The 20,059-nt window shown below is 43.4% G+C and carries 18 protein-coding genes; 14 read left to right on the top strand and 4 right to left on the bottom strand.

Features of this window, described 5'->3' with window-relative positions; genetic code table 11:
- Window positions 1-3 precede the first annotated feature (3 nt).
- From NST01_RS09240 to NST01_RS09215, 6 genes are read left to right on the top strand one after another with little or no spacing between them, the layout of a single operon-like run.
- Entirely contained in the window at window positions 4-1,353 is a 1,350-nt protein-coding gene (locus NST01_RS09240) for an acetyl-CoA carboxylase biotin carboxylase subunit (RefSeq protein ID WP_008346644.1), read from the top strand.
- On the top strand, window positions 1,350-1,565 hold the full coding sequence (locus NST01_RS09235) for an acetyl-CoA carboxylase biotin carboxyl carrier protein subunit (RefSeq protein ID WP_008346646.1): 216 nt from the start codon (window positions 1,350-1,352) through the stop codon (window positions 1,563-1,565). The genes NST01_RS09240 and NST01_RS09235 overlap by 4 nt, the downstream gene beginning before the upstream one ends.
- Window positions 1,566-1,577: 12 nt before the next feature.
- The gene (locus NST01_RS09230) at window positions 1,578-2,483 is read left to right on the top strand and encodes a hydroxymethylglutaryl-CoA lyase (RefSeq protein WP_008346649.1); all 906 of its coding nucleotides are present in this window, start codon (window positions 1,578-1,580) and stop codon (window positions 2,481-2,483) included.
- Between the two features lie 15 nt (window positions 2,484-2,498).
- Window positions 2,499-3,281: an enoyl-CoA hydratase gene (locus tag NST01_RS09225; protein WP_008346651.1), complete on the top strand. Its 783-nt coding sequence runs from the start codon at window positions 2,499-2,501 to the stop codon at window positions 3,279-3,281.
- 18 nt (window positions 3,282-3,299) lie between these two features.
- Entirely contained in the window at window positions 3,300-4,823 is a 1,524-nt protein-coding gene (locus NST01_RS09220) for an acyl-CoA carboxylase subunit beta (protein ID WP_341041803.1), read from the top strand.
- A 14-nt stretch (window positions 4,824-4,837) separates the two neighbouring features.
- Complete coding sequence (locus NST01_RS09215) at window positions 4,838-6,772, top strand: AMP-binding protein (protein ID WP_341041801.1); 1,935 nt, start codon at window positions 4,838-4,840, stop codon at window positions 6,770-6,772.
- 27 nt (window positions 6,773-6,799) lie between these two features.
- On the opposite strand, the gene cysI is transcribed toward NST01_RS09215, so the two are convergent.
- From cysI to NST01_RS09200, 3 genes are all read right to left on the bottom strand, one after another.
- Window positions 6,800-8,518 (bottom strand): assimilatory sulfite reductase (NADPH) hemoprotein subunit, encoded by a 1,719-nt coding sequence (gene cysI, locus NST01_RS09210; protein ID WP_017359524.1) that lies wholly within the window; start codon window positions 8,516-8,518, stop codon window positions 6,800-6,802.
- A gap of 33 nt (window positions 8,519-8,551) precedes the next feature.
- A complete protein-coding gene (locus NST01_RS09205) occupies window positions 8,552-10,363 on the bottom strand; it encodes an assimilatory sulfite reductase (NADPH) flavoprotein subunit (RefSeq protein WP_041092786.1) in 1,812 nt (603 codons plus the stop codon).
- Between the two features lie 213 nt (window positions 10,364-10,576).
- Window positions 10,577-12,004, bottom strand: a complete 1,428-nt coding sequence (locus NST01_RS09200) for an aldehyde dehydrogenase family protein (RefSeq protein ID WP_008343682.1) — start codon at window positions 12,002-12,004, stop codon at window positions 10,577-10,579.
- 212 nt (window positions 12,005-12,216) lie between these two features.
- Between NST01_RS09200 and NST01_RS09195 the strand changes: the two genes are divergently transcribed.
- Genes NST01_RS09195 through NST01_RS09185 form a run of 3 tightly spaced genes read left to right on the top strand, consistent with a single transcriptional unit; the run spans window position 12,217 to window position 13,849 of the window.
- Window positions 12,217-12,642 carry a DMT family transporter gene (locus NST01_RS09195; protein WP_008343684.1) on the top strand — a complete coding sequence of 142 codons (426 nt, stop codon included), beginning with the start codon at window positions 12,217-12,219 and terminating at the stop codon, window positions 12,640-12,642.
- A 13-nt stretch (window positions 12,643-12,655) separates the two neighbouring features.
- Complete coding sequence (locus NST01_RS09190; RefSeq protein WP_025207452.1) at window positions 12,656-13,342, top strand: Crp/Fnr family transcriptional regulator; 687 nt, start codon at window positions 12,656-12,658, stop codon at window positions 13,340-13,342.
- A 21-nt stretch (window positions 13,343-13,363) separates the two neighbouring features.
- On the top strand, window positions 13,364-13,849 hold the full coding sequence (locus NST01_RS09185) for a DMT family transporter (RefSeq protein ID WP_046343697.1): 486 nt from the start codon (window positions 13,364-13,366) through the stop codon (window positions 13,847-13,849).
- Window positions 13,850-13,861: 12 nt separating this feature from the next.
- Here NST01_RS09185 and NST01_RS09180 read toward each other — a convergent pair whose 3' ends face one another.
- Window positions 13,862-15,268: a phospholipase D-like domain-containing protein gene (locus NST01_RS09180; protein ID WP_241511930.1), complete on the bottom strand. Its 1,407-nt coding sequence runs from the start codon at window positions 15,266-15,268 to the stop codon at window positions 13,862-13,864.
- 160 nt (window positions 15,269-15,428) lie between these two features.
- Between NST01_RS09180 and NST01_RS09175 the strand changes: the two genes are divergently transcribed.
- The 5 genes from NST01_RS09175 to NST01_RS09155 all read left to right on the top strand — a co-directional run bounded on the left by NST01_RS09175 (window position 15,429) and on the right by NST01_RS09155 (window position 20,024).
- Window positions 15,429-16,205, top strand: coding sequence for a MurR/RpiR family transcriptional regulator (locus NST01_RS09175; RefSeq protein WP_007499235.1), 777 nt, complete (start codon window positions 15,429-15,431; stop codon window positions 16,203-16,205).
- Window positions 16,206-16,335: 130 nt separating this feature from the next.
- Complete coding sequence (pfkB, locus tag NST01_RS09170) at window positions 16,336-17,250, top strand: 1-phosphofructokinase (protein WP_056703182.1); 915 nt, start codon at window positions 16,336-16,338, stop codon at window positions 17,248-17,250.
- Window positions 17,251-17,262: 12 nt separating this feature from the next.
- On the top strand, window positions 17,263-18,678 hold the full coding sequence (locus NST01_RS09165) for a PTS fructose transporter subunit IIC (RefSeq protein WP_035704496.1): 1,416 nt from the start codon (window positions 17,263-17,265) through the stop codon (window positions 18,676-18,678).
- A gap of 15 nt (window positions 18,679-18,693) precedes the next feature.
- Window positions 18,694-19,152, top strand: a complete 459-nt coding sequence (locus tag NST01_RS09160; RefSeq protein ID WP_025207448.1) for a PTS sugar transporter subunit IIA — start codon at window positions 18,694-18,696, stop codon at window positions 19,150-19,152.
- 2 nt (window positions 19,153-19,154) lie between these two features.
- Window positions 19,155-20,024 carry a class II fructose-bisphosphate aldolase gene (locus NST01_RS09155; protein ID WP_073414085.1) on the top strand — a complete coding sequence of 290 codons (870 nt, stop codon included), beginning with the start codon at window positions 19,155-19,157 and terminating at the stop codon, window positions 20,022-20,024.
- Window positions 20,025-20,059: the final 35 nt, after the last annotated feature.

Genomic DNA, 20,059 nt, shown 5'->3' with positions numbered 1-20,059 from the left:
GCGATGTTTGAACAAGTATTGATCGCCAATCGAGGCGAAATTGCCCGTAGAGTGATTCGGACATGTAAACGGCTCGGAATCAAAACCGTTGCCGTTTATTCAGAGGCTGATCAGCATGCACTTCATGTGCAAGAAGCAGACAGCGCCTATTATATCGGCGGCGCTAAAGTTTCTGAAAGCTATTTAAACATGGAAGCGATCATTAAGGTTGCCAAACAAACAAATGCTGATGCTATCCACCCAGGGTATGGTCTTTTATCAGAAAATGCGGCATTTGCTGAGCGCTGCCGGAGCGAAGGCATTGCCTTTATTGGACCATCTGCACAAGTCATTCAGCGGATGGGAAATAAAATTGAAGCGAGAAAAACGATGGAACAAGCGGGCATCCCAATCGTTCCTGGTGTTTCAGCCCCACTCCATGATGCAGACGAAGGGGTTCATAAAGCACAGACACTCGGCTATCCCATTATGCTAAAAGCATCGAGCGGCGGCGGCGGGATTGGTATGCAGCTCGTCCGCAACGATGAAGAGCTGCATCGAGCGTTTGAAGGAAATCAAAAAAGAGCACAAAGTTTCTTTCAAGACGGTACTTTATACATGGAAAAGGTGATTGAACACGCACGGCACATCGAAATTCAAGTTCTTTTTGATTCGTTCGGTCACGGCGTTCACTTATTTGAAAGAGATTGTTCACTCCAAAGAAGACATCAGAAAATTGTTGAAGAGGCACCAGCCGTCTGTCTTGAAGAAACGGTGAGACAGCAAATGGGACAGATGGCCGTCAAAGCTGCCAAAGCGATTGGGTATGAAAATGCGGGCACGATTGAATGTTTAGTCGATCAAAACCAGCAATTTTATTTCTTAGAAATGAACACGAGATTGCAAGTAGAACACCCTGTCACAGAAGAAATTACCGGGATTGATCTTGTCGAGGAGCAGCTGAAAGTTGCAGCATTAGAGCCCCTGTCCTTCAGTCAAAAGGATATTCATCAAATTGGGCATGCGATTGAAGTTAGAATATACGCTGAAGACCCTGTGACATTTTACCCTTCGCCAGGCACGATCACTCGGCTTTCTACACCTGATGCCCCATATATCCGTCATGAGTCAAGCGTAACGAGCGGAAGTGTCATTACCCCATTTTACGATCCAATGATTGCGAAAATGATTGTGTACGGTGATACTCGAAAACTCGCCATAGAACGATTAAAAGCAGCATTACAAGCATATGAAATAGAAGGGATCAAAACCAATGTACCGCTTTTAAAGGAAATGGCCGAATCAACTGCCTTTTTACATGGCAGCATCACAACCGATTATCTGATGAAAAAAAGGGAGGAAAACCGTTCATGAAAACTGTCACGATACAAATGGCCGGAAACTTATGGAAGCTTCTTGTGAAACAGGGTGATGACGTGCAAAAAGGACAGGAAGTCGCCATCTTAGAATCCATGAAAATGGAGATTCCCATTGTTGCAGAAGAAGCAGGTGTGATCAGTAAAGTGTATAAGGCGGAGGGGGACTTTGTTGACGAGGGAGAGGTACTTTTGGAGCTGACAGAATAGGGGGAAAGCCGCATGGCATTACCAAAAAACGTGCTCATTAGAGAGGTCGGCCCGCGCGATGGCCTGCAAAATGAATCCGTTTGGCTGGACACAATGGAGAAGCGAACATGGATCCATTTACTCGAAGAAGCCCATCTTCCTTATATTGAAGTCACCTCATTTGTTCATCCGAAATGGGTTCCAGCCTTAAAAGACGCCAAAGAATTAGCCCAATCATTAAACAAAAAAGATGATCTCACCTATGCCGCACTCATCCCAAATGAAAAGGGGTTAGCTCATTTTTTTGAAGCAAACCTTGAGGTAGGGGCTATGTTTATCTCAGCGAGTGAGACACATAACAAAAAGAATATGAATCGATCTATACAGGAAACACTGCCTGTGATCAAACAAATGACAGCCGATTTAAAAGCAGAAGGACGGCAAACGCGGGCCTATATTTCAACCGTGTTTGGATGTCCTTATGAAAAACAAGTGCCGATGGACCAAGTGCTGCGATTAACGGAACAGCTGCTCTCCTTCGGCATTGATGAAATATCACTCGGGGATACCATTGGGGAAGCCCATCCGCTACAAGTAGAAAGACGGTTAGACCTTTTACTTGAACGCTTTCCTGCTGATAAAATTGCGCTTCATTTTCATGATACGAAAGGAATGGGGCTTGCCAATATTTATACAGCATTAAAAGCCGGCATCACCATATTTGATGCCTCTAGCGGGGGGCTTGGCGGCTGTCCTTATGCACCTGGCTCCAGCGGAAACGTGGCGACAGAAGACGTGGTGCACATGCTTCACAAACTCGGGATCGAAACAAATGTCGACCTCCCTCGCTTGATCAAAGCGGCTGAATGGATTGAAGCAAAAGTGGATCGAACCCTGCCAAGTCACTGTTTACGCGCTTTTCAGTCTCACACTACTTGATAAAGGGTGAATCACATGACTTCATTGGTCCATTTTTCAATACAAGATGATCACATTGGCATCATGACCTTAAACAGACCAGCACAAGCCAATGCTCTATCAGCTGCTATGCTAGAGGAAATCAATCAAACGATTCAAGGAATCGAACATGATGAAAACATCCGCTGTTTGCTCATGACAGGAGCTGGCGCTAAAGTTTTTTGCGCAGGAGCAGACTTAAAAGAACGGCGATTGATGACAGAACAAGAAGCCAAAGAAGCCGTTCTGACCATTCAGCAAACCTTTACAGACATTGAATCTTTGCCTGTTCCTGTCATTGCCGTGATAAACGGACACGCACTTGGCGGAGGTCTTGAGCTCGCGCTCGCCTGTGATCTCCGCATCGCAAGAGCGGGTGCAGCGCTCGGCCTGCCGGAAACAGGACTAGCTATCCTGCCGGGAGCAGGGGGCACACAAAGACTTCCGCGCCTGATCGGACCCGGGAAAGCGAAAGAAATGATCTTCACAGGCACTTCTTTACGAGCAGAAGAAGCCGTTCAAATCGGGCTGATTGAACGTATCTCTACAGTCGATTCACTGATGAATGATGCCATCACACTCGCAAAACAAATCACCAAGAATGGACCGATTGCTTTAAAAGAAGCAAAACAAGCCATTCAATCCAGCCTTGATCACGATTTGCAAACAGGGCTGACGAAAGAATACGAAGCCTATCTTCGGCTAATTCATACAGAAGATCGACTAGAAGGTCTCAAGGCTTTTCAAGAAAAACGAACGCCTCATTACATTGGCAAATAGCAAGAAAGGGGAATGTTTATGATCGAAGAATATGAATTTAAAAAACAACGAATTGAAAAGGGCGGGGCAGAACGCTACCATCAAAAAAACAAAGAAAAAGGAAAATTATTTGTCCGTGATCGGCTTCATTTGCTATTAGATGAGGATTCTTTCATTGAAGATGCCATGTTTGCAGAGTGCAAAGATGAACATTTACCAGCAGATGGTGTCGTCACAGGAACCGGGCGTATGAATGGGCAGACTGTTTGTGTCATGGCAAACGACTCTACGGTTAAAGCAGGATCGTGGGGCGTCAAAACAGTAGAAAAAATCATTCGAATTCAAGAAACGGCCGAGAAGCTCAATTGTCCAATGCTGTATTTAGTCGATTCTGCGGGTGCAAGAATCACCGATCAAATCGCAATGTTTCCAGGCAGAAGAGGAGCAGGGCGAATTTTTTATAACCAAGTCAAGCTGTCTGGACGCATTCCTCAAATTTGTTTACTATTCGGTCCTTCTGCTGCCGGTGGTGCGTATATCCCTGCTTTTTGTGACATTGTCGTCATGGTCGAAGGAAATGCATCCATGTATTTAGGGTCGCCGCGAATGGCTGAAATGGTGATTGGTGAAAAAGTATCACTTGAGGAAATGGGCGGTGCGAAAATGCATTGTAGCATTTCTGGATGCGGAGATATATTAGCCAAAACAGAGGAAGAGGCCATTCAAATTGCACGTGATTATTTAACCTATATGCCTGCCAACTATATGGAAAAACCAAAAATGACAGCAGCAAAAGCACCTAAACCATCTAACATCACCATCCAAGACTTAATTCCTAAAGGCCAGAATACCCCATTTGATATGTATCAACTCATCGATTTACTGATTGATGAAGGGTCATTTTTTGAAATCAAAAAACTGTTTGCCGCAGAGTTAATCACCGGCTTTGGCAGAATGAACGGTCAGCCTGTCGGTCTCATTGCCAATCAGCCAAGGGTCAAAGGCGGCGTATTATTCCACGACTCAGCTGATAAAGCCGCCAAGTTTATTCAGCTCTGTGATGCCTTTCATATCCCGCTGCTCTTTCTTGCGGACATACCAGGATTTATGATTGGAACAAAAGTGGAACAAGCCGGCATTATTCGTCATGGGGCAAAAATGATCTCCGCTATGTCAGAGGCGACCGTTCCGAAAATATCCGTCATCGTCCGTAAAGCATACGGAGCAGGACTATATGCAATGGCAGGCCCTGCTTTTGAGCCAGACTGCTGTCTCGCTCTTCCATCGGCGCAAATCGCTGTGATGGGTCCAGAAGCCGCTGTAAATGCCGTCTATGCAAATAAAATTGCAGAACTCCCGCCCGAAGAGAGGGCTTCATTTATACAAGAGAAACGGAAGGAATACCAGGAAGATATGAATATCTATGAGCTTGCCTCTGAAATGATTGTCGATGGCGTCATCCCATTTGACCGTCTAAGAACGGAACTTTGTCATAGATTACTAGCCTATTCATCGAAAGACATGACATTTACGAAACGAAAACATCCGGTCTATCCGGTCTAAAGGGGGCAGACCTCATGATCAACCTGAAACCAGAATGGATACCGGAAGAAAAGCAGAGCCAAAAAACACGTTTGCATCAGTGGATGAAATCTCTTGGTTTTTCTACGTATGACTCATTCTATCAAGCCAGTATTGCACGCACAGACTGGTTTTGGAGAGAAGCGGAAAAGGCGGTTGGCATTCAGTGGAAAAAACCATATGAAGCGGCATTAGGTCACCACTCATTGATGTGGCCGAAATGGTATCAGGGCGGCACACTTAACATCACCGAAACGGCTGTGGACAAATGGGCAGAAAAAGAAGAGACGAAGCATCAGCCCGCCATCATTTGGAGCAATGAAGCCGGTGAAGAAAAGAAATGGTCATTTCTCGAACTTCAAGAGAAAGTGAGCCGTCTTGCAGCTGGCTTTTTGAAAGAAGGACTTCAAAAAGGGGATGTAGCCATCATCTATATGCCAATGCTTCCAGAAACGGTCGCCGTCATGCTTGCCTTTGCAAAGATTGGTGTTATTTTCAGCCCAGTCTTCTCAGGCTATGGAAGCGAGCCACTCGCTGTACGCATTCGTGCGTCAGGCGCATCCATTGTCGTCACAGCGAATGAAATGATGCGGCGAGGGAAAACGATCAACATGCGGGAATGTGTGGCGGATGCCATCAACAAAACAGCAACTGTGCAAAAAGTGATTGTGCACACTTCCTCTCATACCGGATATCAGGGCGATGTCCTGCTGAATGATTTGTTACAAGAACAGCCGATCACCGGCGCAACCTATGTCACAAATGAAGATCCGCTGATGATCTTGTATACGTCAGGCACAACCGGCACACCAAAGGGAGCCGTTCATACACACGCAGGCTTTCCGATAAAGGCAGCTTTTGATGCCGGGCTATGTATGGATGTGGCAAAAGGAGACCGGTTGTTTTGGCTGACTGATATGGGCTGGATGATGGGGCCATTCCTCGTCTTTGGCGGCTTGATCAATGGAGCTGCCATCGTTTTATATGACGGCGCTCCCGATTATCCAGATGAGCAGCAGCTCTGGTCATTCATCCATCAGAAGAAAGTCACTCATTTTGGGCTTTCCCCTACATTTGTTCGTTCTGCGATGCAGCAAACGATTGATGGGGTCGAGCTATCGCATGTCAAAGCCATTATTTCTACAGGGGAACCATGGAATGAAGCTCCGTGGCAATGGTTATTTCACACCATTGGTCAAAAGAACATTCCAATCTTAAATTATTCAGGAGGAACCGAGGTTTCTGGTGGCATTGTAGGCAGTACGCTGCTTCGTCCCATCAAACCGATTCTCTTTAATGCGGCGATCTTAGGAATGGCGGCAGATGTATACAATAAAGCTGGGCAAAGCGTGATGAATGAAGTAGGGGAGCTTGTGGTGAAAAAGCCATGGGTCGGCATGACATGTGGTTTTTGGAACGAACCGGAGCGTTATGAAGATACGTATTTCAAACGATTTGATGGTGTATGGACACACGGAGATTGGGTCATGCAAACAGAGGACGGAGAATTCCACATCACCGGCAGATCGGATGATGTCATTAATACAGGAGGTAAACGCATCGGGCCAGCTGAAATTGAATCCATCCTTACCTGGCATCCTGCCGTGCATGAAGCCGCTGTGATTGGGGTAAAGGATGAGGTGAAAGGGGAGGCGCTCGTCTGTTTCATCGTGACCAGTCCGCATGCTTTTGAAGAAGCAGCCCTTATCCAAGAACTTTCAGCCCATGTTGGTTCACATGCCGGAAAAGCGCTCACACCAAAAGAAGTTCATCTCATTTCAGCTTTGCCGAAAACAAGGAATGGAAAAATCGTACGACGTTTACTTAAAGGGGCGTATGAAGAGCAGCCTTCACCCGATCTATCTTCATTAGACAATCCAGATGTATATAAGAGTCTGACCGAATACTTGAATAAGAGACAGAAAAAATAAAAAAGACAGGATAATTCCTGTCTCTTTTTATTGCACATGAAAATTCGTTCCATCTGTTGTCTCTTTCACAATCCCTGCACGAATGACAAAATCGCCGAAATGTTCATGTTCTTCTCGTTCTTTTGCGTAGCGGGGGAGAATAGAGCCAAGTTCTTTTAGAATGTCTTCCTCACCCACATTTTCACGGTATAATTTACTTAATCTGCTGCCATCAAATGCGGCACCAAGATACATATTATACTTACCAGGTGATTTTCCGATAAATCCAATCTCTCCAAGCGCATGACGAGCACAACCATTTGGACAACCAGTCATTCGAATGGTGATTTCTTTATCACTTAATCCGTTTTCTTCAACGATGTCTTCGATTTTATCAATCAATCGTGGAAGGTAGCGCTCTGCTTCAGCCATCGCTAAACCGCAAGTTGGCAAAGATACACAAGCCATTGAGCTGCGGCGCAGGGCGGAATGCTGCTGGCCGTCTGATAAACCAAACTTCTGAATGAGCTGTTCGATTTGTTTCTTTTTATGAGTTGTCACATTCCCAATGATTAAATTCTGATTGGCGGTTAGACGGAAGTCACCTGTATGAACTTTGGCGATTTCGCGGATGCCTGTCATCAGCGGATAATCATTATAATCTGTGATGCGTCCGCCTTCTACAAACATCGTATAATGCCATCTGCCATTAATGCCTTTTACCCAGCCATAACGGTCACCGTTATGATCAAAGTGATAGTCCTTTGCCTCTAAAAGAGTAAACCCAAGACGGCGCTCAAGTTCTTCTTTTACATTCTCAAGACCAAGGCGGTCCACCGTATATTTAAAGCGGGCATTTTTTCGCACGGAACGGTTTCCGTAGTCACGTTGAATGGTGATGACTTGTTTGGCAATTTCTACGACTTGTTCAGGTGTACAAAAGCCGATGACCTTTGCAAGCTGCGGATAAGTCGCTGTATCACCATGCGTCATACCCATTCCGCCGCCAATTGCGACATTAAAGCCGACCAGTTGATCGTTTTCGATAATGGCAATAAAGCCTAGATCCTGCGAAAAGACATCAATGTCATTAGCAGGAGGGACGGCCACGCCAATTTTGAATTTCCTTGGCAAATAAAGCGGACCATACATCGGTTCAACTTCCTTATCTGGCGTTGCCGCAACCTTTTCCTCATCAAGCCAAATTTCGTGATAAGCTCTTGTTTGCGGGAGCAGGTCATCACTTAATTTTTTCGCCAGCTCGTATACATCATGGTGCACTTCTGATTGATAGGGGTTTGAAGTACACATGACATTCCGGTTTACGTCGCCGCAAGCTGCGATCGTATCAAGCATAGTAGAATGAATGTCTTGAATGGTCTTTTTCATGTTCCATTTTAAAATACCGTGAAGCTGAAAGGTTTCACGAGTAGTCAGCTTTAACGTACCGTTTCCGTATTTGTGAGCAAGCTCATCCATCACAAGCCACTGCTTAGATGTGGCGATTCCGCCAGGCAGACGGACACGCAGCATAAATTGATAGGCAGGCTCAAGCTTTTGTTTTTGTCGTTCATTTCTCAGATCACGATCATCTTGTAAGTAGCTGCCGTGATGCTTCATCAGACGGTTGTCATCATCCGGAATTCCCGCTGAAATCGGATCAAGCATCACTTCTTTTAACGTACCCCGTAAATAATCACTTTTTTCTTTGATTTCCTCTACGTCGCTCGGAGGTCCATCCGGCGCTGTTAATGCTGTCTTCACCATGTAAGTAAAAGCTCCTTTCTTTCAAGCATCAAATCAATAAACGTCACGCTGATAGCGTTTTTGTTGCTGTAAGTTGGCAAGATAGCTTTCTGCTTTTTCTTTGCTCATCGCACCTTCTTCTTGAATGATGGATAGAAGGGTATTGTGAACATCATGCGCCATATGCTTTTCATCTCCGCAAATATACACGTAAGCACCTTGCTCAAGCCATTCAAATAATTCTTTGCTTTGTTTCTTCATTTGGTGCTGGACATATACTTTTTCCTCAGTATCTCTTGAAAAAGCCACGTCCATTTTCGTTAAGACGCCATCCTTTAACCACTTTTGCCATTCCGTTTGGTATAAGAAATCCGTCACAAAATGCTGATCACCGAAGAATAACCATGACTTTCCGTTTGCACCCATTTCCTCACGCTCCTGCATAAATGAACGGAAAGGGGCGATGCCTGTGCCTGGTCCTACCATAATGATCGGTGTATCTGGATCTTGAGGAAGCTTAAAGTTTTGGTTGTGCTGAATATAAACAGGTAACGTATCACCTGGCTGCAGGCGCTCTGCACATAAAATCGAACAGACACCTTGGCGTTCTCTGCCGTGCGCATCATATCTGACAGCCCCTATCGTCAAATGAACCTCTTCGTCATTTGCTTTGAGACTGCTTGCAATGGAATAAAGGCGTGCAGGGATTTTTCTTAAAATGGACGTGAATTCTGCGGCGGTTCCTTCAAAAGGACCGAAATCACGAGCCGCATCTACTAGGTCCCGGCCTGCGATATATTCTTTCAGTTTTTCTTCGTTTCCTTCTTCTAAAAGGGCATGCAAGGATTCGCTTTTTGTCAGTGCAGCGATCTTTTGAAGAAGTGGTTTTGTTAAAACCGTAATCTCAAAATGCGAGGTGAGTGCTTCTTTTAAAGGGAGAGTGTCTCCGTTTTTATGAACGGTGACGGATTCTTCTGCATTCCATCCGCATGTTTGAATCAGTTCATCGACAAGTGCAGGATTATTTGTCGGGTAAATGCCAAGGCTGTCACCTGGCTCATACACGAGGCCTGATCCTTCAAGAGAAAGCTCTAAGTGACGTGTTTCTTTATTAGATCCACGCCCATTTAGGTTGATATTTTCAAGAACTTCAGCATAAAAAGGATTCGTTCTTGAATATTCAGAAACGGCTTGATTGTTGACTCCCGCTGATTCTTGCGGAATTGATACAGCTTCACCTTCACTCAAAGAGGAGGCAACACCTTGTAGCCATTCTGAAAACGGCTCATCATAATCAAGGTCGCAGTCCACTCGGTCAAAAAGACGTGTGCCGCCAAGCTCTTTGAAGCGTTCGTCAAATTCTTTTCCTGTCTGACAGAAGAATTCGTATGAGCTGTCACCTAATGAAAGGACAGAAAAGCTTAAATGATCGAGCTTTGGCGCACGTCTGCCGTGAACATATTCATGGAACGAAAGGGCATTATCCGGCGGATCTCCTTCGCCATGTGTGCTGACAATGACTAGTAAATTGTTTATTTTTTTCAGATTATTCGGTTTAAAATCGGACATAGAAGAGAGCGTCACTTGAAAGCCTTTGTCTTCAAGATGCTGGGCTGTCTTTTTTGCTAGCCCTTCGGAATTGCCTGTTTGCGACCCATAAAGCACGGTCACATCTTTGCTCACAGGCTGTACAGCTGCTGCGGCAGAAGGCGCCGGAGCGACAACTTCTGAGCCGGCAAGGGTTGCCTGTGCTGATAAATAACCAGTAAGCCAAATTTTTTGCTGTTCTGTTAAAGTCGGAAGCAGCTGATTGAGTAACTCTGCCTGCTCCTGGCTAAACGGACTGTTCAATACATGAAGTTGCAACAATATCCACCTCACAAGGAATATAAACATAGATTAATTCGATAGGAATTATATATATAGGTTCAATTTGAACTTTACCGAAAGTTTGCCATTAAGTAAAATATATAATATTGATTGTCATGATTAAGATTTCTAATGACAAAACACGGATGAATAGGGGAGAGGGCACAAAAAAAGGAAAACGGATCACCGTTTTCCTCTTTTTCGCCTGCCTTACGCCGTTGGAAGTCCCATCACAGCTTTCACTTCTAAATATTCTTCGATACCGAAGTCTCCCCATTCTCTTCCGATACCAGACTGCTTAAAACCGCCAAATGGGGCAAAGTAATCTGTTTCAGCATTGTTAATGGTGATTTGACCAGCACGAATATGTTCAGCGACATATTTTAATGTTTTTTCATCTTGACCAACAACATACCCGGCAAGACCATACACTGTATCGTTGGCGATCTCAAGGGCATGATCGAGGTCTTGATACGTGATCACACTCATGACTGGCCCAAAGATTTCTTCTTGCGCAATGGTCATATCATTTTTCACATTGGTGAAAATGGTATGCTTGGCGAAATATCCTTTATCGATTCCGTCTGGCTTTCCAGTTCCCCCAGCAAGAAGGGTAGCACCTTCTTCGATTCCTTTTTCAATATAAGATTGCACCGTATCCCACTGCTTTTTAGAAACAAGCGGGCCAGTAGCGTGATCTTCTCTTGGATCACCAACTGTAAACTTCGGCAGGGCGTTCAGCAGCGCTTTTTCAAACTTGTCTTTCATTGATTCTGGAATCAGCACACGTGTAGCTGCAGAACACACTTGACCTGTATTCATTGCAATATGATGAATGGCTGTTTCTGCTGCTTCGTCCACATCTGCATCGTCTAAGACGATAAGAGGGGATTTTCCGCCAAGCTCAAGTGCTACTTTCTTCACATTGTCCGCTGCGTTTTCCATAATTTTAGAGCCGACGGCACCTGATCCTGTAAATGAAACGAAGTCAATATCAGGATGTGAGCTAATGCCGTCACCAATCACGTCACCCGTTCCGTTTACTAAGTTGAAGACTCCTTTCGGTACACCTGCTTCATCAATAATTTCTGCAAGAATCATCGCAGCAAAAGGGGTAATTTCCGCTGGCTTTAAGACAACTGGTGAACCTGCCGCAATGGCACCCGCAATTTTAAGAGATGTCTGATTCGTCGGGAAGTTCCACGGTGTAATCAATCCACTGACACCAATCGCCTCTTTTATAATCGTATGTCCACCACGATCTTCGGTAAATGTATAAGATTTCAGTGCTTCCGCTGCTTTAGAAAAATGTTCATAACCCATTTTGTAATGAACTTCTTCGGACACTTTCAGCGGTGCACCAAGCTCTTTTGTCATCACTTCTACAAGTTCATCCTTGCGTTTTTCGTACCCGCGCACAATGTTTTCCAGCATTTCTACTCGTTCATTTCGAGATGTTTTTGAGAAAGAAGGGAAGGCGGCTCGGGCTGCTTTGACTGCCTTATCTAAATCTTCTTTCGTTCCTAAACTAATGGTGCCAATGACTTCCTCTGTCGCAGGGTTAATGACCTCCGTCGTTTCGTTTCCTGTTGATGCGACCCATTCTCCATTAATAAAGTGTTTCTCTTGATTTCTCATTCTGACATGTCTCCTTTTTATATGTGATTCAATCCAATATTCTGTTTTCAGCTGATATAAAACTGTACCCACTGTGAAAAATCTAAAACAGAGAAACTGCATGAGAAAAAGTTTCTGATATAATACGCAAAGTGGGACATATGTCCTTTTCAACATGAGGGCATCTATCATTTAATGGAACTAGACTGAAAAAAGAAGGAGCTTTTGAACGAATGAAAGGTGTTATTTTCGCATTATTAGGAGGCGCTTGTATTACACTGCAAGGCGTAGCCAACGCCAGAATTAGTCAAGATATCGGGACGTGGCAGGCGGCAACGATCACGCAGTTGACAGGGTTTATCATCTCTCTCGTCATTTTACTCATCGTACGGGATGGCCACTTTAAGGAATACAAAAAAGTGCAGCCTCTTTATTTAATTGGAGGTGCATTTGCAGCCATTATTATCTTTAATGAGGTCACTGCCATTCAAATCATTGGTGTGACACTCACCATCGCTGCTTTACTTATCGCACAGCTTGCGTTTACCTTTGCCATCGATGCAAAAGGATGGTTTGGTGTTCAGAAGAAAAAAATGAAATGGCCCCATTATGCAGGCATCTTTTTAATGATTGCAGGCGTCATCATCTTAAAACTATAAAGGAGGGCATCAGATGGAGGAGCTGCATGATGAATCTCTTTTTTCCTCTTATATGAAGATGCATCAGTTACAGAATGTCTTTCATCAAAAACTCATCTCACATGTGAGCTTGTGGCGTTATCAGCAAGGTGAGCTGATTTGTTCAAAAGGGGATAAAAGGGAGTATATGTACTTGCTGGTGAAAGGAAAATTAAAGATTTTCACCACCACAAAGGAAGGAAAAACATTTATTCTTTGCTTTAAAAACCCACTTGAAGCAATTGGAGATATTGAATACGTTCAGCAGACAGATATGGTCAATACAGTTGAAGCCGTTACAGAAGTACATATGCTGAGGATTTCTCATCAAGCCCTCATGCGGCATGCAAAGGACGATCCACGAGTTTTAGCCTTTTTGCTCAAGGGCATCACCAACAAATTTTATACAAAATCAAATGATTTAAGCTTCCACCTTTTATACCCTGTAGAGGTCAGGCTTGCAAGCTATTTATTGTCTGTTTTAACAGGTGATGATGACGCGCACGCACGCACGCTTCGCCTCACGGATGCAGCGAGCTTAATTGGAACAAGCTACCGCCATATTAATCGGGTCATTCAGCAGTTCCAAGAAAAAGGGCTGATTGAAAGGCGAAGAGGAAAGATTACGATTTGTGATCAAAAAGGGCTTTTAGAAATAGCAGAACACAACATTTATGAATAGAAGAAACGAAGGGACTTATATATGATCATAGGAATAATATTAGCTGTCACTGCTGGGGCACTTGTCAGCTTACAAACCATTTTTAATAGTAAAGTCAATGAGCATACAGGCTCTTGGTCAACAACGACGCTAGTTCTAGGAATGGGCTTTATCGCTTCACTTTTGATGGGTCTTTTGTTAGAAGGAACCGGCATGTTTCAATTAAGGCATATGGAAGCCTGGTACTGGATAAGCGGAGCCATCGGGGTAGGCGTTGTCATCTGTCTTGTTCAGAGCATCAAACGTCTCGGTCCCACTTATGGAATCTCGATTGTTCTCACCTCCCAGCTAGGTTGTGCGCTTCTATTTGATTCGCTTGGCTGGCTTGGGTTAGAAAAAGTAACATTTTCTTTTACAAAATTATTAGGTGTACTTGTCATTGTGGCAGGAATCCTCGTATTTAAGTTAACCAAGCTTGAACCAGTAGAAGAGGAGCAGTCAAAAGAAAAAGGGCTGCCACAAAAGTAGCTGCCCTTTTATTTAAATCAACCGCCGCCATAAAACCGTTATGGTAGATAAACCAGTTAAAAGGAGCCTTTTCATGAAAGGCTTTTTTTTCTGTCCATAGTCGCTTGCTTTATATTCTGTTCGATCTTTCGCTACGAGAACACTATAAGCGATTTTTCGTTCGATTGCTTCCGTAAGAGATAACGCAAATGGTGCACTATCAATCACCAAAATCGATTCAGTATTTAAAAAGCTGGATCTTGCATCTAGATTATATGTTCCAATAATACTTAAGTTATCATCAATGACCATTGATTTCGCGTGAATTGAATACGGACCTTGATATTCATACAAATGAACACCCGTTTTCATGAGTTCCTTTTTCGTGCTTAAATATCCTGCAAATGCTAAAGGGTTTGGTGTCGCTGTAAGAGAATTCGTCACGATCGTCGTTTGAATATCATTTGGTAATGGCGTGAGTCCGTCTTTCATTGGCCGTGTCGGTATGACATAAGGCGTCTGGATCAGAACCGAACGCTTTGACCGCTGTGCGAGATCGTTTAACTTTTTCAAGACGAGCGGACGTTTATTTAAGCGTTCCACTGGATTTGTGAAAAATGCAATCTGCTTTGCACGAATGGCGTCTTTTGCCCAATCATATGTGGACGTGACAAAGGGTTCTTTTGTACGAATGGCTTCCTGATAAGATCGAAGTAGCTGTTTTCTTAGCTTTTTTCCTTTTTTCGCTTTTGCCTTGGAAAATACATCTTTTGTTCTTTTCGTAAAATCATGATTCCACAAATAAACGAAATACTGCTCCATTTCATCTAATACTTTTCCTTTTTTGGCGTTGTACAGCAGCACATCTCGGTCATACGCAAAGTCTTTCGGCGGCTGATCTGCAAAGTATTTATCACCAATATTTCTGCCGCCCATGACAGCGACCCTGCCATCTGCCAAAAGAAGCTTATCGTGAAGGCGGTTATGCCACGTCCATGGCTTGAACAAACGAAAAGGCTCATAAAAACGAATGGCCATATTCGGGTGATTCGCCACAGCATAACGCAAATGCTTCAGCGGTCCACGCAGGCTATGGCAAATGCCATCTAACAACAGCTGAACTTTTACTCCTCGATCAGCCGCTTCCATTAAAGCACCAAGCACCCATTCGGCGGTTTTTCCTTTTTGAATGGAATAATAACTCAAACGAATGTTCTTTTTAGCCTCTCGAATCATTTGAACTCTCACTTGACCCGATTCAAACCCGTCATCAAGCAGCATGACTTGATTTATGCCTTGGTCGTCTCCTGAGATGGAAGAAGCTTTATAGATGCAATGTTCTTTACAAGTTTTTTGAAACGGTAAATAAAACAAGACAAATGCGGTCAAAAATACATACACCACATATAAAAGGATCAGAAAAAACAAGAATTGCAGCACAGTGATCAACTCCTTTCACACAAACCGTTCTTTTTCTTAGCTTATGTTAAAAACAAAATTTCACTCATTCAGCTTTCTAATGAAAAATACAGGATAAAAGAATCACCTTGTTTTCATAGGGCATTTAATTATAGTATGAAATGAGTAAGGGGGAATCGCATTGAATGAACCATTATTTAATATACCAAGTGATGTGTATCAAACGTTAAGTGAAACAGAACGTTATTTACTGCATTATATTCACCAGCATTTAGAGGATATCTCCACCTTATCCATCGTCACATTAAGTGAAAGAGCCAACGTGTCGACAGCGACCATTGTCAGACTGATGAAGAAAATCGGATACAATGGCTATACATCCTTTAAATATCGATTGAAACAAGAAAAGAAAATGACAGATGATAGTGATCAACTAAAAAATATTGACGAAGACATCAAACTAGCCATTCGAAAAAATGAAGAAGAGGTCTTAAAGACGATTCAACTGCAAAGTATTGGGCAAATTGAGGATGCAGTTCAAAAAATCCACGATGCGGACAAAATTTATATTTTTGGCAGAGGCTTCTCAGAGATGATCGCCAAAGAGATGACCATCAAATTGCAGCTCATCGGAAAAACATGTGAAGTTCATGACGACCCGAATATCATTCGGCTCAAATCGCGTGACATTGATAAAAACGAACTTGCCATCTTTGTTTCATTAAATGGAGAAACCTCGGAACTAGTAGAAGCCTGCCAAAACCTCAGTATGAAGCAAGTCACGACCATTACGGTCACAACTAGAATTGATTCTACATTAAGTAAAATATCAGATATGACACTCGTCGGATATAAAGGGGAACAATCATTCTTCCCAGATTACGAAGTCAGGTCCCGCCTGTCCCTTCATGTCATTGCCCGCATTTTACTAGACGCCTATGTGATTCGGATGAAATAAACACTCAAAAAGCCTTCCACACTTTATGATGGGAGGCTTTTTACCGTGAAAACCTTTACACAATCTGAAAACATTTTCACTGAATCGTATGAGATACTTTCTTTAGAGAAAAGAAAGAAGGTGAAACCAATTGATTTATACCTGCACCTTAAATCCTGCTATTGACCTATATATTGCATTAAAAGAAATGCGGGCAGATACAGTCAACCGTACGGAAGATGAAGATTATCAGCCGAATGGAAAAGGTGTTAATGTCTCCATTATGCTAAAGAAATATGGCTTCACCAGCACTGCATTAGGATTTATTGCTGGGTTTTCAGGTTCATATATTGAACAATCGTTAAAAGATCTTTCCATTCAAACCGATTTTATCCCAGTGGATGGGATTACACGCATTAATGTATTTATTAACACAACAGAAGAATACAAGCTTGTGAATCAAGGACCTGCTATTGAGGCAAAAGCGCTTAATGCCTTTCGCGAAAAAATCCCGACCATTCCAAAAGGCAGCATCTTCATTATGTCAGGCAGTCTGCCTAAAGGCGTTCCTGCTAGCATTTTCTCAGAGATAGCCGCTATTTGTCATCAAAACAACGTGAAATTTATTTTAGACACAAGCTCTAAAGCGGTTTTAGAAACACTTCAATACAAACCATATTTACTAAAACCAAATGAAGAAGAGATGGCCGCATTTTTTGGAAAAACCCACCGTTTATCAGAAACAGAACTCGTTGAATCAGGGCGAAAGCTGATCGAGATGGGTGCAGAGCAAGTACTCATTTCCCGAGGAGGGGAAGGAGCACTATTCCTTACAAATGAAGCCGTATTAAAAGGAAATGCACCAATAGGAACGGTCGTAAATACGGCTTGTTCTGGTGATGCCATGCTCGCTGCATTCCTAAGTAAACAGCTGGAAGGACAACCTTCGGAAGAATGCTTACGCTACGGCATTGCAACAGGGGCATCTACCGCCTTTTCAAAAGGGTTAAGTGATTTACATGACATTGATTCATTAATTGAGCAAATACACATTCAGAACATATAAGGGGGAGTTCACATGAGCCGTAAGAAAATTGTCGCTGCCACTGGCTGTCCAACAGGCATTGCACACACATTTATGGCAGCTGAGGCATTAAAAATCGCAGCTGAGCAATTAGGGGTCGACATCAAAGTTGAAACGCATGGTCAAGTAGGAATTGAAAACGCTTTAACGGATCAAGACATTTTGGAAGCAGATGGCGTTATTGTTGCAGCGGACAAAGATGTGAATACAGATCGTTTTCACGGCAAACCACTCATTGAAGTGCCTGTAGCAAAGGGTATCCGCACACCAAATGAACTGATTCAAGGCATTATCAATGGAGAAGCCCCCGTTCATCAAGTGAAAGGAAGAGCTTCTGGAACAGAAAAACCATCTGCGCCTTCATTAGCTCAACAAAAGTCAGCGAATAAGTGGATACACACCATCTATAAGCATTTAATGAACGGTGTATCACACATGCTTCCATTTGTTGTTGGGGGCGGGGTCTTAATTGCTTTATCTTTTCTATTCGGTATTTACTCAGCTGATCCTCAGCATGAAACGTATCATCCGTTTGCTGCCTACTTGAAAAACATTGGCGGACTCGGCTTTAGCTTAATGGTGCCTATTTTAGCAGCATTTATCGCTGATTCAATCGCGAAACGCCCAGGGATGGTTGTCGGATTTATCGGTGGCTTGCTTGCAAACGATGGAGGCGCTGGATTCTTAGGTGGTATTATCGCAGGTTTTGCAGCAGGGTATATCATCGTACTTCTTCAATTCCTGCTTCAAAAATTACCAGCATCACTTGACGGATTAAAATCAATTTTCATCTATCCTGTTATCGGTATTTTCTTAATTGGGGCTGTCATGACCCCGCTATTAGTTCCAATCACAGGGCTAAATCATTCATTAATGGATTTTCTCTCATCAGTTCAATCCACAAATCCATTGCTTTTAGGTTTAATTGTTGGAGCCATGTGTGGATTTGATATGGGAGGACCTTTTAACAAAGCAGCCTATGTCACAGGAACGGCTTTACTCGCAGAAGGTAACCTTTACTTCATGGCAGGGGTGTCAGCAGCATGTATCACACCACCGCTTATCATTGCGATTGCCACAACGATTTTCCGAAAACATTTTACACCACAAGAACGAAATGCTGGGATGATCAACTATATTCTCGGAGCGACTCATATTACCGAAGGAGCCATTCCATTTGCAGCAAAAAACCCAGTCGTTGTCCTGCCAATTATCATGTTTGGTTCCGCCATCTCTGCTATATTGACGTATCTCTTTGGCGTACAGGTTCCTGCTCCGCATGGTGGATTCCTTGTCCTTCCAGTCGTCACAGGCGCATTTCAGTGGGTGCTTTCCATACTCATCGGCTCACTTGTAGGTGCGATTCTATACGGACTTTACCGCAAGAAAATAGACAAACCCGCAGTTTAATAGGGAGGAAGAGAAATGATGGAACATATTTATATGAATCTACATGAAACAGCTTCTTCACAGGCTGGCGTTTTCGCAGCCATAGCTGACATTGCCGCTGAAGCAGGTATTTCTACATCTCCTGAGGCAGTCAAAAAAGGACTAGCTGAAAGAGAAGCTCTGAGTACAACCGGCTTTCAAGATGGATTTGCCATTCCGCATACACAGTCAGACGCCATCACAAAACCGGCACTCGTCATCGTCCGTACAGAAACCGGAATCGAATGGGACGCTTTTGATGGGAAGCCTTGCTTTTTCTTCTTATCCTTGCTCATTCCAAAAAGTGAAGCAGGAACCACTCACTTACAAGCACTTTCTGCTCTTTCACGCGGATTAATGGATGAAATGAAACGGCAAAAACTGCTCGAAACAAGAACAAATGAAGAAATGCTCGCTGTATTAAAAACAGATATTTTGACGAGAGAGGATGTTTGACCATGCCTTTACTTTCCACAACACCTATGCTTGAAGCAGCAAAAAAAGAAAAATACGGAATTGTCGCATTCAATGTACATTCCTTTGATAGTATTTACTGGGTACTTGAAACGGCAGCTGAATTAAAATCACCTGTCATTTTGCAAACAACGGTTGGCACGGTCCAATCGCTTGGCGCAAAAGCCATTGCAGATACAGTAAAGGCGGCAGCTGATCAATACCAAATACCAATCGGCCTTCATCTCGATCATTGCACTGATTTTGATGTGATTCTTACTTGTATACGAGCAGGATATACATCCGTGATGATCGATGCTTCCATGCATTCATATGAAGAAAATGTACGCCGCACAAAAGAAGTGGTTGACCTTGCCTTAAAAGTAGGTGTGAATGTAGAAGCCGAGTTAGGCAAGGTAGGCGGGGTAGAAGATGATATTGTCGTGGATGAAAAAGATGCTGAAAAAGCCATTCCATCAGAATGCCGTCAATTTGTAGAAGAAACTGGTGTACCTACTTTAGCACCTGCGATCGGCACGGCCCACGGCATCTATAAAGGGGTGCCGGATATCGACTTTGAGCGCATTGAACAAATTGCAGCTCTTGTCGATGTGCCGCTTGTCCTTCATGGTGGTTCAGCTGTACCAGATGAGGATGTCAAAAGATGTGTTGCACTCGGTATGGCAAAGGTCAATGTGTCCACTGAACTGAAAAATGCATACTCTGAAGCGATTCGTGATCATTTCTCAAACGAACCTGAAAGCTTAGATCCGCGTATGTATTTACAAAAAGCAAAACAAGCAGCCAAAGACATGGTCACATCTAAAATAAAGATCGTTGGCAGTGAAGGAAAAGCCCAACTTTTATATCAATAAGATGAAAAAAAGCAGAGCCGCATCGCTCTGCTTTT

It is taken from the genome of Bacillus sp. FSL R7-0166, assembly GCF_038008935.1.
Lineage (GTDB): Bacteria > Bacillota > Bacilli > Bacillales > Bacillaceae > Bacillus > Bacillus altitudinis.
The sequence above is the reverse complement of the archived record's forward strand: the minus strand, read 5'-3'. Positions and strand labels throughout refer to the sequence as shown.

Excerpts from the sequence above, each read along its gene's own strand:
- NST01_RS09240 (WP_008346644.1), top strand. The coding sequence starts at position 4 with ATGTTTGAACAAGTATTGATCGCCAATCGAGGCGAAATTGCCCGTAGA.
- NST01_RS09235 (WP_008346646.1), top strand. The coding sequence starts at position 1,350 with ATGAAAACTGTCACGATACAAATGGCCGGAAACTTATGGAAGCTTCTT.
- NST01_RS09230 (WP_008346649.1), top strand. The coding sequence starts at position 1,578 with ATGGCATTACCAAAAAACGTGCTCATTAGAGAGGTCGGCCCGCGCGAT.
- NST01_RS09225 (WP_008346651.1), top strand. The coding sequence starts at position 2,499 with ATGACTTCATTGGTCCATTTTTCAATACAAGATGATCACATTGGCATC.
- NST01_RS09220 (WP_341041803.1), top strand. The coding sequence starts at position 3,300 with ATGATCGAAGAATATGAATTTAAAAAACAACGAATTGAAAAGGGCGGG.
- NST01_RS09215 (WP_341041801.1), top strand. The coding sequence starts at position 4,838 with ATGATCAACCTGAAACCAGAATGGATACCGGAAGAAAAGCAGAGCCAA.
- cysI (WP_017359524.1), bottom strand. The coding sequence starts at position 8,518 with ATGGTGAAGACAGCATTAACAGCGCCGGATGGACCTCCGAGCGACGTA.
- NST01_RS09200 (WP_008343682.1), bottom strand. The coding sequence starts at position 12,004 with ATGAGAAATCAAGAGAAACACTTTATTAATGGAGAATGGGTCGCATCA.
- NST01_RS09195 (WP_008343684.1), top strand. The coding sequence starts at position 12,217 with ATGAAAGGTGTTATTTTCGCATTATTAGGAGGCGCTTGTATTACACTG.
- NST01_RS09190 (WP_025207452.1), top strand. The coding sequence starts at position 12,656 with ATGGAGGAGCTGCATGATGAATCTCTTTTTTCCTCTTATATGAAGATG.
- NST01_RS09185 (WP_046343697.1), top strand. The coding sequence starts at position 13,364 with ATGATCATAGGAATAATATTAGCTGTCACTGCTGGGGCACTTGTCAGC.
- NST01_RS09165 (WP_035704496.1), top strand. The coding sequence starts at position 17,263 with ATGAGCCGTAAGAAAATTGTCGCTGCCACTGGCTGTCCAACAGGCATT.
- NST01_RS09160 (WP_025207448.1), top strand. The coding sequence starts at position 18,694 with ATGATGGAACATATTTATATGAATCTACATGAAACAGCTTCTTCACAG.
- NST01_RS09155 (WP_073414085.1), top strand. The coding sequence starts at position 19,155 with ATGCCTTTACTTTCCACAACACCTATGCTTGAAGCAGCAAAAAAAGAA.